Below are 11,178 nucleotides of genomic sequence, written 5' to 3'. Positions count from 1 at the left end.
CGCGACTGCAGAACGCCGCAATCCAACCGGACCTGGGACTCGCGCTCCAGGCTACCACATACCGTCGCCTTCGCGACTGCTGCCAAACTGCGTGACCGAGACGCGCGACCAGATCGGCAAACCGGCGTCGACGGCGAAATAATCCTGAGGCTCCAAAAATTGGAGCAGGGCAGGGGACTGATTTTTTTCCAGACCACCATGCTCGGCGATAGCAAAGATTCAGATGCTAGCGCCAGCCCGGTTGCGGCGAGGGCGATTGCGGCAGCATCCACGGCTCGGCCATCTGTTCGAACTGCGGCGCTTCGGGGAGATGCTGATGCAACATGAACGAGTGGTCGTGATAGACCATGTAGACCAAGATGCCAAGCTTCCCGTAGACCGAGACGTTGGCCAAAAAGTTGTTGCCCCAAAATTTCATCGCCGTCCCAAACGACTTTTTGAAACGGAGCCCAGTGACCCCAAATTCAATCGACCAAATTTCATCCAAGACCAGATGGACCATGAAGCCGAGGAAGACCCCCATGCTTTTGTAGATCCGCACATCCTCCTCCGCGCAATGCAGCAATAGATACGCGATCAAGCCGACCGAAACGGCCGCGGGAATGCTGTGCCACATCCCACGATGAACGGTGTACTTTTTGAAAACTTCGACGAGGATAAATCGCATGAAGACATAGACGACGCCGGCCACCGCAATCATCGTCTCGCGGCGCAGGCCCAAATCATGCAACCGATGGAGCAACATCATCGGAACCACGGCAGATGCGAACATTGCCGTTTCGCGCAGCGGTATCCCTGAATCGCTGTCCAAATCGGGCAGCATCCCGCTGACACTGCACAGGCCTCCGGCTAACAAGCACGACTCCAGAGACATCCCAAATTGGGTTGCTCCCAGATAACCGTATCCGATGCCGACGACGGTGCTTCCCGTCATGTGTGTCTTGAATCCGGCCATACTATTAGATAACCGCGAACGCCCCTCGCTGCCAAGATCGATCTGATTGATCTTCGCCCGCGGCGAGGACCTACGTATACTTGGCACCTTTGCTTTCTTCGCCGCCCGAAATCCCCAATCCACCGATCATGGAAACCTACGACATCATCATGCTGATCGCGCTGGCTGCCGCCACGATCCTCGGCGCGATCAAAGGCTTCGCCTGGCAAGTCGCGTCGCTCGCGTCGATCTCGCTCAGCTACTGGGTGGCGATGCGTTTCCGCGAACCGTTCTCGCAACAGATTCACGCCGAGCCGCCGTGGAATATGTTCCTGGCGATGTTCATCCTGTTCACTGGCACGATGATCGCGATCTGGATCTTATTCCGAATGCTATCGCGCACGATCGACCGATTGAGACTCCGAACCTTCGACCATCAACTGGGCGGAATCCTCGGATTGGCCAAGGGCGTGATCTATTGCATTCTGATCACGATGTTCGCGCTCTCGCTGCTGGGCGATTCGGTCCGCACACAGATCGTGCAATCGCGGAGCGGATACTACATCGCCAAGCTCCTCAGCTACAGCGACAAAGTCATCCCGGCCGAACTCCAAGAGATTGTCGGCCCGTACCTGGATCAACTGGATGAACAACTGCGAGCCGACGGCAACGCAGCGGCCGGCCCGGCGCGACCGTCGCCATGGGGCAACAACGAATCCGCGACCGGCGCGATCGTCGACGCGGTGCAGCAGAACCTGCAACTGCCCAACGACAGCGAGAACCTGATTCCAGCCGAGCTGCTGACGCCGAAATTCTTCGACCAGATCCAGCCATAACCGCTGGCCCCAGTCGCTGTGGAATTCAGGGCGGGGGAACGTGCGATCCCGAGAACCCGAATGTTCGTAAAACCCAGGGAAAACGGGGGCCTTAATACAACATAAGAGGCATTATCGGACGTTGCGGGGCGGTTTCTAAGGGCCTGAAAACCAGGCCCCACCCCGGCGAACGCCAGCATCTGCGGCGGTCGCACCAAGGACTTTGCTTCCGAGCCGCGAAGACGCGGACGCCCGGAAGATCAGACAGCCGCTTCGGCCGCCTCCAGGAAGACGCCCATCCGGCGAAACTTCTCGTAACGCTGAGCCAGCAACTCTTCGACCGGCAGCGATTCCAACTGAGTCAGCGTCCGCGTCAAATAGCTACGCAAACGCGAAGCCGCTTGATGATGATCGCGATGCGCACCGCCCAACGGTTCGGGCAACACGTCGTCGACGACGCCAAGTCCGGGCAAATCCTTCGAAGTGAACTTCAACGCCTTGGCGGCCTTCGGCGCGTGCTCGTGGCTCTTCCACAGAATGCCCGCACAGCCTTCGGGACTAATGACGGAATAATACGCGTTCTCCATCACGGCCACGCGATCGCCGACGCCGATCCCCAAAGCACCGCCGCTCCCCCCTTCACCGATCACGACGCAGATGATCGGCGTCTTCAGCCGGCTCATCTGGAACATGCTTTCGGCGATCACTTGAGCCTGGCCGCGCTCCTCGGCTCCGACGCCGGGATAGGCGCCAGGAGTGTCGATAAAGCAGATCAGAGGCAGCCGATATTTCTCGGCCATCTTCATCTTGCTCATCGCCTTGCGATAGCCTTCGGGATGGGCACATCCGAAGTGACACGCGGCGCGTTCCTTATAGGTACGGCCTTTCTGATGCCCGGCGACGATCACTTTGAAGCGATCGATCTTCGCAAACCCGGTCAACAGCGCCCGGTCGTCGCCGAACTGCTTGTCGCCATGCAGCTCGACAAACTCGTCGAACGCTAGCTTCAGATAGTCGTTCGTATACGGACGGTCTTTGTGCCGCGCAACCTGAACCGTCTGCCACGGATCGAGATTGGCGTAGATCTGCCGCAGTTCTTCATTGATCTGCCGTCGCAGGTTTCGGATCTCCGTCTCCGCGGCGTCGCTGCGATCGGTCTGCTTCTCGATCGCTGCAAGCTGCTGCTGCAACTCAGCCACACTTTTCTCAAAGTCCAAAGTCGTGCCAGCATCCATATCTTCGAGTTCTCTTTTTCAGTTGATTTTCGATCGGCCGCACGGGCCGCGCTCTTTCCATTGCAACGCAGCGATTGCCGCCACGACATTTAATGTTTCAGCAGGTCCTCGGGCGACTTGAATCCCGACGCGACATCAAACACGTCCACATCCAACTTCTTGGGCTGTTTCTTGAACAACCGCATCCCACGAACCAGCTTCAAAAATTCCCACATCGATTCGGGCCGATGCTCTGGCTTCTTGGAGAGCATCCGTTTGATCAGATCCGCGAAATCCTGGGAGACGTTTTCGTTGCTGGTCAACGGCGTGGGGATCGGGGCACTGAGATGCTTGTTCAACAAATCGTTAGGCGATTCGCCCGTATACGGCGGCTTGCCGGTTGCCACTTCGTACAACACGCACCCGTACGAATAGATATCCGACCGCTCGTCCATGTTCTTGCCGCGAATCTGCTCGGGCGACATGTAGCTGCGCGTCCCCTGGATCTGCGATTTCTTGCCGAACAGTTTCGACAGCCCGGTTTTCTTCTTCTGCGAGATCTGGAAGTCGATCAGCTTGACGACCCCTTCCCGACTGACCAGAAAGTTGTCGGGCTTGATGTCGCAGTGCAGCCAGCCCTTGGTATGCATGAAATACAAACCTTCGGCCGACTGTTCAACGACCTTGTTCAGCATATAGGCCAGCGAATCGGGCCCGTGCCGCAACGCCTGCTTCATGTTCAATTCGCTGAACAGTTCCAGCACCAGATAAGCCGACTTCGGATCGGTCACAAAATCGTGGATCTTGATCAACCGCGGGCTCGGCCCAACCTGAGTTGCGACGTCGTATTCGTACTTCAGCCCCGCAACCTCCGCCTTGTCGCCTCGCAATTCATCGCGAAGCACCTTCAACGCGTACCGCTTTTGGTCCGTCTCATTAATGGCTTCCCAAACCTGGCATGCACTGCCCATTCGGATCAGGCGTGTCAATCGATAGGAACCGAAGAAGTCCCGGGCCTTAGCCATACGGATTCTCGCTGCGAGATAAGATGAGTCGATTACGAAGAATTCAAGGAAAAATCCTTCCCGGACAATTCATCTTATTCACCCGCTGCCGATTACGGAAGATCATCGGACTGCGGGAAATCTGCGGCCCCCCTGCCCTATCCCGGCCCGCCAAGCTAGCGACCGGTTCGGCAGCCCTCCGCAGCCGGGGAGTGGCGAAATCCCAGCGAATCAGTCCAAACCAAAGCCTTTTTCGCCCTTTTCCAGCTGATCAAACGGATGGACGTCGGGAATCCGAGGTGACTTTTTGAACAGTGTGATCGCCCGCAACTCCTTCAAGAACTCCCACATCGACGCCGGACGGCTCTCCTTTTTCTTTGCCATCATTTTTTTGATCAGCTCGGAAAACTCCGGCGACACATTGGGGTTTCCAGCCAGTGGACTAACGACCTGGCCCGTCAGGTGCTTATTGAGCAGCTCGGTGGGGCTGGTCGCGGTATAAGGCGGCTTGCCGGTCACCAACTCGAACAAAGTGCAGCCATAAGAATACATGTCCGAACGTTCATCGATTCCCTTGGCCCGAATCTGCTCGGGGGACATATAACTGCGCGTCCCTTGAACCTTCGGCTTGTAGAACATCGCCTTCAGCCCAGTCCGCTTCTTCTCGGCGATCCGGTAATCGATCAACTTGACGTCCCCCTCGCGAGTGACCAGGAAGTTGTCGGGCTTGATATCGCGATGGATCCAATCCTTGGTGTGCATGTAATACAAACCTTCGGCCGATTTCTGGATCATCTTCTGGAGCATAAAGCCGTAGGCGTCGACTCCCATTCGCACCAGATTGCGGAACGAAGTCTCGCTAGCCAATTCGAAGACGTTGTGTGGGATCCCGTTTTCCACGCCGTGATGAAAGGCCTTCAGGACCAGCGGGCTGTTCATCGACGAAGCGACTTCGAACTCGTTCTTCAGCGATGCGATCTCTTCTTTGTCATCTTTGAAATTGTCTTTCAACAACTTGATCGCAACACGTTTGTCCGACGCATCTTCGACAGCTTCCCAGATCTGCGATGTCGCACCGTTGCGGATCAAACGGACAAGTCGATAGGGGCCGAGGGAGTCTCGCATCTTCGCCATGGTGGATCACTCACAAGTCAATGAACATGTTTACATTGCATCTTCAGCGATCACCGCCAGCGGAATCTGCCAGGATCTGCTGATAAATTTCTCTCAAACGGGTTGTCATTGTTTCGTGTCGGAACGCGTCCGTAAACCGTGCCCTCCCCTGCCCTCCTAAATCCGCACGCATTTTTTTGTCACCAACCAGTTCCACAATTCGGTCGGCCAAGCGATCGATATCCCCCGCCGAAACCAGGAACCCCGTCTCGCCATCGATCACAACTTCCGGAGCGCCATCGATCGCGTAACTGATCACCGGTTTGCCAGCGATCAACGCCTGAGGCAACGCGCGGGCAAGCCCTTCGCGATACGAAGTGTGGACCAACAGATCCATCGCTCCCAAGTATTCGGGGATATCTTCGGGCGGCACCAAACCGGTGAAGCAGAATCGATCCTCCAGCCCAGCCTGGCGAATCTGATCGGTCAGTTCGTCGCGCAAGATCCCATCGCCAATCAACAGGAACTTGACGTTTGCGTGAGCCTTCACCACGGTGGTCGCCGCCTGGATCAGATCGGCATGTCCTTTCAGATGAAACAGCCGAGCGATCTTGCCGACGACAACTTCATCGTCGCCGATTCCCAACCGCTGGCGAACGGCCAACCGATGCGTGTCGGCCCACAGAAACGGATCGACGTTCATGCCGCTGTAGACCGTCGTGCACTTCGGTGCCGCGACAACTCCCGCGTCGGTCAGCAACCGCGTCATCGCATCGGCGACCGAAATCAGGCGATGGCATTGCCGGGCCGCTCGCTTTTCGCAGGCCTTATAAAACCAGCGGACCGGCGGCGATTGGTAGGGATGAAACGGCGCACCGTGAACCGTATGCAGGATCGCCGGAACGCCCAGATCGTGCGCCGCCTGACGTCCCAGGATCCCACCTTTTGCGCTGTGCGTATGGACGACGTCGGGCTGAAAGTCGCGTAGGGTTTGGCGGATCGCACGCAGCGCCTTCCAATCGCGAACCGGATCGATCGCGCGGACCAAGTCCGGCAGCAGGATCACTTTCAAACCTTCCGCCCTACCCTGCTGCAACAGATCTCCTTCGGGGCCAAGGCTGGGACCGGTGATCAAGATCACATCGTCGCCATAGATCCGTTGCAGATCCAAGCAATTGAAGAGCGTATTCTCCTGAGCTCCGCCCACGATCATCCGAGTAATTACATGAGCGACACGCATCCGACACATTCCTTTTCTAACAATCACACCATCCGCAAACGAACTCGCCAACAATAATCCAACCGCCCGCCCCGCGAAACCAACCGCCCACGAAATCAGCCGCCTACGAAATCGAACGTCCACGAAATCGAACGTCCACGAAATCGAACGTCCCACGAATTCCAACGTCCCAAAGGGACATCCCTACGCCAGCCCAGGGCAACGCCCTGGGAACCGCCCCGCCATCATCGACGCGAAGCCACAACGTGGCGGCTCTACATCACCAAGACAACGCAAATGGCGATCGACGTAGAACCGCCCCGTTGGGGCTGGCAAATTCATTTTGGTCCGCTCCGTTTTCCCAGGGCGTTGCCCTGGGCTGACATAACACCGACCCGCTGGGTCTTTGGAAAATGCAATCCAAACACGCAAACACCCGACACGACCGCAACGCGGTCGCACGGTTCCAACGTCCCAACGGGACATCCCTACGCCACCCCGGGCAACGCCCAATGGCACTCACTTTGACGTTGGTTCTTCTGGATCGTTGGGTTTACTTTTCTTTCTTCGTTTCTGGAAGTGGGTGGTTTTGGGGCGGCGGGCGTAGGCCTCGCGTGGATAACTGCGGCCTGGGCGGTTGGGAAGCTTTTGCTTTGAGGCGTAGTGCAGCACGCGATCCAAACGTTCGATCCAACGACCGGGGTCACTGACTTCAATCCCCTGCAGCATGTGACGGTAGACAGACCACACGCCCGTAAAGCTTAATTCGCGGGGCTCACACTCGGCAATCACTGCGGCTTGGCGACGCAATTGGGTCGCTAAATTGTACGCTACCATCGACAAGGCGAACTCTTTGAGAAACATCTCCTTCGACTTCGCTCGGATCTCTTCGGTACCGATTACCAGTTTGATGTTGCGGATATCGACTTCGATATCGTTGCGTTTCCAGTACAGATCGCGCAGTTGCTTGGGCGTCGCATCGATATCCTCGACGAGGTAGAGGCTCTCTTCCCCGATCTTCAATTCATGGATCATCGCCGCTATGACACAGTCGGATGGGAGGTCTGGATTGGTTACTCGTTCCTTGGCCGAAGGAGTCCAGGACACCCGGTAGCTTTTCGAAGTGGCTGTCGAATGGATTAGCTCTGCCCGCTTCCGAATTCGATTGAATCGATCTTTCTTTAGCCGTAGAACAAAATTGTGTCCATTCAAATGGGCATGATAAGCAGTCGAAAATATTCCGAACCCAGCGTCGGCCATGATGATGGATTTAGCCGGGAGTCGCTTCATGAGAGTTTGAGCAAGCCGAGTTTCTGAGACGGCGTTTGGGCCATACATAGCTCCAATCTCCTCAGGCACTGCTGCCCCCGAGCTGAGTTCATGTGCGAAAACCACATACGCGATTGGCCACACACTTTCGCCGTACTGGTTAGAGGCGGGTGGGTAAGCGGCCTGAAGCTCGGCCACTGGAGCCAGTGTAAAGGTCGTTCCATCGATCAAGAACACACGCCGGTCACCCCATGTCGGCGCCGTCGAGTTAACGATCGACGACGCGACACGCTCTTGGAACCAATGAGCTGCCTTCAAGCTGAGCCGATGTCGTGCATCGCTGTAACTGCTGCTCTTCGTCGAAAGCGAACCCTCACGAAGTCGCTTGTTCGTCTTGAGTTCCGGGGGAGCCGTTGCGATAAAGTGGAGAACGGCATCTCGCAGACTCGCCTTGGGGTTGAGGCGCTGGAAGAGCATCAGCCACAGAACTACACTTGTTTTATAGACGGCCGCTGGCCCAAGCTCTTCAAACACATCGGCATCGCCGATGTCCGTCCACTGTTTGAGCAGTTCGAAAGCCGCACTAAGGTTCTGAGTTCTTGCATCGCTCGACATGGAATGGCTTTTTCTGGCAGTCAAAAGAAAACCAAACCGCTAGCGCAAATTCAGTGCCAATCGCATGTGGTGGGAAGGGAAATGTTACTGGAATGTGAAAATGAGTGCCATTTGGGCAACGCCCTGGGAACCGCCCCATGAACATCGACGCGAAGCCACAACGTGGCGGCTCTACATCACCGACGCAACGCAAATGGCGATCAACGTAGAACCGCCCCGTTGGGGCTGGAAATTCATTTGGGTCCGCTCCGTTTTCCCAGGGCGTTGCCCGGGGCTGACATAACACCGACCCGTTGGGTCTTCTGAAAATCGGGTCCTTCGGGATCGGCGATTTGCCCCCCTGCCCTGCCCCGCGTTCGAACGCCTGCTACACGATCTCAAACGTTTGACTTCCAAACGGCTTGCCGTTGATCTGTAGAGTCAAATGATGCGTTCCTGGATACAAGGTGTAAGTCGTCGCGTTGGCTCGCAACACATGACGCTTCCGAACCGTTGTCGATTCACCTTTGCGCAGCTGCAACTGTTTGAGTTTATGAACCTTGGGGGAGAGCTTTCCGTTGGACTTGACGAAGTCGATGACAAAATCGACCAACAGCGACTCCTCGCGCTCCGCGGTGATCACAAACGAAAACTCGACAGCTTCGCCCGGACGGATCTGGTCAGAAGCCAATTCAAATTGGCTGACCTTGATCTTCGGCTTGGCATGGAAGCCGAGAAACTGCAGCGCGTCGACATCCCCCTGCTTCACCAACGTCCGCAGCGCATGGCGATTCATCCAATCCAGCTCCGCCGGATCTTGAGCCCCCTGCCCTGCCCAACGCTGCAACCGCTGCAACACCTGATCCGGATGCGACTTGGCGATGTCGTTCAAATGATTGGCAACCGATCGCGTGACATAACGCGTCGGATCGGCGTGCAACGAATCCAACAACGGCAGCGGCTGCAGCAGATCGATCGTCAACCGCTTCGACCACGGCAACTTGGGACGCGTCCCTTCGCTGACCAATCGGCGAACGTGATAGTTCTTGTCGGTCGACCATTTTGCCAGCTCCGCCATCGTCGCTTCGGGATGCTCGTTGATAAACGTGCGGATCGCATCCTCCATCGAGAACCGCTGCGTCAGCTGCTTCAATGTCTTCAGCGAAAGCGGCAGATGCTTTTTCGCAGTTCCATTGCGAACGACAAACTCTCCAAACGGAGCGAAGATGAAATCGCCAAAGTCATCGTCGGTCTTGGTCGGATCCAACGGCGGCGGCAGCGCGTCGACCAGATGTTTTACCGCCGCGCGATAATCGCTCGCCAAATGTTGTTCCAACATCTCGGCAATGTGTGTGATCCGTTGCTTTAGCTCCAGCGACTTGAGCGACCGCATCGTATCGCGGACAAATCCCGAAGCGTCGAAGCGATCGTCGGCGGCATGCAACAGCCCCGCCAGATATTCGACGCGCTCTCGATTGAACAGATGATCCTTCAGACTAAAACCGGTACCGGTTTGCTCCTTCGCCATCGCCTTGCGATTCCTTTCTGTGATGAATAGATAGTTCGAGCGTCTCGGCAGGAGTCGAGGCTTCAGCCGACGCGAGTTCGACCTCATCGCTGGAGTCGAGGCTTTAGCCGATGCGAGTTCGACCTCATCGCTGGAGTCGAGGCTTTAGCCGACGCGAGTTCAACCACATCGCAGGAGTCGAGGCTTTAGCCGATGCGAGTTCGAACTCATCGCTGGAGTCGAGGCTTTAGCCGACGCGAGTTCAACCACATCGCTGGAGTCGAGGCTTTAGCCGATGCGAGTTCGACCTCATCGGTTCGGCTAAAGCCTACCACTCCAACAACTATGCTTGTTCGGCTAAAGCCTCGACTCCAACAACTATACTCGTTCGGCTGAAGCCTCGACTCCAGCGGTTGTGTCGGCTAAAGCCTGGCACTCCAGCGCGATGCTTGATCGACGATCGAGAGCGAGGCGTCGATAACGCGTCGCCGCCATGCGGCCGATCGAGGACAAAAGCATTCTAACAATTCCGCTTTGGCGCGACGCTGCGCCTCGGTATCGCGAGGCCTTTGAAAATGGTAACGGTTCTCGCGACGGAGCGCAGCCAGGACGCGCAACGGACCGTACGTCCCGAACTCGGCGAGTGCAAATCGATACGGTCGATCGCCGAATCGATCGACGAACCACTGCCCCATCCCGCCGCGGACCGAATAAGCGGTTCGCTGTTGCGTCGCTTCGAATTCGAGCGAACGACCCGGGAACGCATCGATAAAAGCCGACGCCGGTGCCGCGTCGCTGACGACCGGCATCAACTGGCACTCCCCAAATCGCCCCAACCCGCTGTGCAGATCGAGATGGACGACCGACGGCGCGTCGCCGATCCAACGGGCGCAGTGATCGCGCACCACGAGCATCGACGCGGCGGGCTGTGAGCCTCCAAAAAACAAGCCGCTTGGATATTCGTATTGCCCGCCAGCGACAGCGGCCTTGAGCGTTGGCATTCCGTGACGCGCGATCAACGCCATCGCTTGCAGATGAAACGGCAACTCCCATCGCGCCGCCGGCGATGCGGGATTCAAAAACTTGTCGAGTGCCGCGTATCCGGCGGGCGATCCTTTATAGGTTTGCGGATCGATCAGAAAATTGCGGTTGAGGTCGATGTTCGCTTCATCGAAACGACGCAGCTGATCAAAGCCAAACGGATTGATCGCGTGGATCAAGACGAAACGCAAACCACGATCGGGCGGCTGCCGGCTGAATCGATCCAACATCGCCAACTGAACCGCCGATCCAAAGAAGCCTTCGACTCCATGCACGCCCGACGAGACAACAACCGCCGGCGCATCGGCGGGGCCAAGCGTGGCGACATCGATCGTTAGACCGCCCTCCCCTGCCCCGCTGACTTGATACGAATCACAGCTGGCCCCGATCGCATCCGCTGCGATTCGGAAACGTTCCCGCGCTCGCAGATACGACGATGAAAAATAGTCTTCGGCCATCGTGAGTTCT

9 protein-coding genes are annotated in these 11,178 nt (G+C 56.9%); 1 reads left to right on the top strand and 8 read right to left on the bottom strand.

What is annotated here, in order from left to right; translation table 11 throughout:
* Positions 1-226: 226 nt before the first annotated feature.
* A complete protein-coding gene (locus tag CA51_RS02145; RefSeq protein WP_145117485.1) occupies positions 227-955 on the bottom strand; it encodes a metal-dependent hydrolase in 729 nt (242 codons plus the stop codon).
* A gap of 80 nt (positions 956-1,035) precedes the next feature.
* Here CA51_RS02145 and CA51_RS02140 point away from each other — a divergent pair, with 80 nt between their 5' ends.
* The gene (locus tag CA51_RS02140) at positions 1,036-1,770 is read left to right on the top strand and encodes a CvpA family protein (RefSeq protein ID WP_145117484.1); all 735 of its coding nucleotides are present in this window, start codon (positions 1,036-1,038) and stop codon (positions 1,768-1,770) included.
* 239 nt (positions 1,771-2,009) lie between these two features.
* Here CA51_RS02140 and CA51_RS02135 read toward each other — a convergent pair whose 3' ends face one another.
* From CA51_RS02135 to CA51_RS02105, 7 genes are all read right to left on the bottom strand, one after another.
* Positions 2,010-2,984: an acetyl-CoA carboxylase carboxyltransferase subunit alpha gene (locus tag CA51_RS02135; protein ID WP_145089771.1), complete on the bottom strand. Its 975-nt coding sequence runs from the start codon at positions 2,982-2,984 to the stop codon at positions 2,010-2,012.
* An 89-nt stretch (positions 2,985-3,073) separates the two neighbouring features.
* Entirely contained in the window at positions 3,074-3,988 is a 915-nt protein-coding gene (locus CA51_RS02130; RefSeq protein ID WP_145117483.1) for a serine/threonine-protein kinase, read from the bottom strand.
* A 210-nt stretch (positions 3,989-4,198) separates the two neighbouring features.
* Complete coding sequence (locus tag CA51_RS02125) at positions 4,199-5,101, bottom strand: serine/threonine protein kinase (RefSeq protein WP_145117482.1); 903 nt, start codon at positions 5,099-5,101, stop codon at positions 4,199-4,201.
* Between the two features lie 43 nt (positions 5,102-5,144).
* Positions 5,145-6,320: a glycosyltransferase family 4 protein gene (locus CA51_RS02120; protein WP_145117481.1), complete on the bottom strand. Its 1,176-nt coding sequence runs from the start codon at positions 6,318-6,320 to the stop codon at positions 5,145-5,147.
* A 498-nt stretch (positions 6,321-6,818) separates the two neighbouring features.
* Positions 6,819-8,207: an IS4 family transposase gene (locus CA51_RS02115; protein ID WP_231745945.1), complete on the bottom strand. Its 1,389-nt coding sequence runs from the start codon at positions 8,205-8,207 to the stop codon at positions 6,819-6,821.
* Positions 8,208-8,550: 343 nt separating this feature from the next.
* A complete protein-coding gene (locus CA51_RS02110) occupies positions 8,551-9,690 on the bottom strand; it encodes a hypothetical protein (RefSeq protein ID WP_145117479.1) in 1,140 nt (379 codons plus the stop codon).
* Between the two features lie 401 nt (positions 9,691-10,091).
* The gene (locus CA51_RS02105) at positions 10,092-11,168 is read right to left on the bottom strand and encodes a M14 family metallopeptidase (protein WP_145117478.1); all 1,077 of its coding nucleotides are present in this window, start codon (positions 11,166-11,168) and stop codon (positions 10,092-10,094) included.
* Positions 11,169-11,178: the final 10 nt, after the last annotated feature.

Source organism: Rosistilla oblonga (genome assembly GCF_007751715.1).
GTDB classification, from domain to species: Bacteria; Planctomycetota; Planctomycetia; order Pirellulales; family Pirellulaceae; genus Rosistilla; species Rosistilla oblonga.
This window is presented reverse-complemented; position numbering and strand designations above follow the sequence as displayed.

Coding starts and splice junctions, on each gene's coding strand:
- CA51_RS02145 (WP_145117485.1), bottom strand. CDS start 955: ATGGCCGGATTCAAGACACACATGACGGGAAGCACCGTCGTCGGCATC.
- CA51_RS02135 (WP_145089771.1), bottom strand. CDS start 2,984: ATGGATGCTGGCACGACTTTGGACTTTGAGAAAAGTGTGGCTGAGTTG.
- CA51_RS02130 (WP_145117483.1), bottom strand. CDS start 3,988: ATGGCTAAGGCCCGGGACTTCTTCGGTTCCTATCGATTGACACGCCTG.
- CA51_RS02125 (WP_145117482.1), bottom strand. CDS start 5,101: ATGGCGAAGATGCGAGACTCCCTCGGCCCCTATCGACTTGTCCGTTTG.
- CA51_RS02120 (WP_145117481.1), bottom strand. CDS start 6,320: ATGCGTGTCGCTCATGTAATTACTCGGATGATCGTGGGCGGAGCTCAG.
- CA51_RS02110 (WP_145117479.1), bottom strand. CDS start 9,690: ATGGCGAAGGAGCAAACCGGTACCGGTTTTAGTCTGAAGGATCATCTG.
- CA51_RS02105 (WP_145117478.1), bottom strand. CDS start 11,168: ATGGCCGAAGACTATTTTTCATCGTCGTATCTGCGAGCGCGGGAACGT.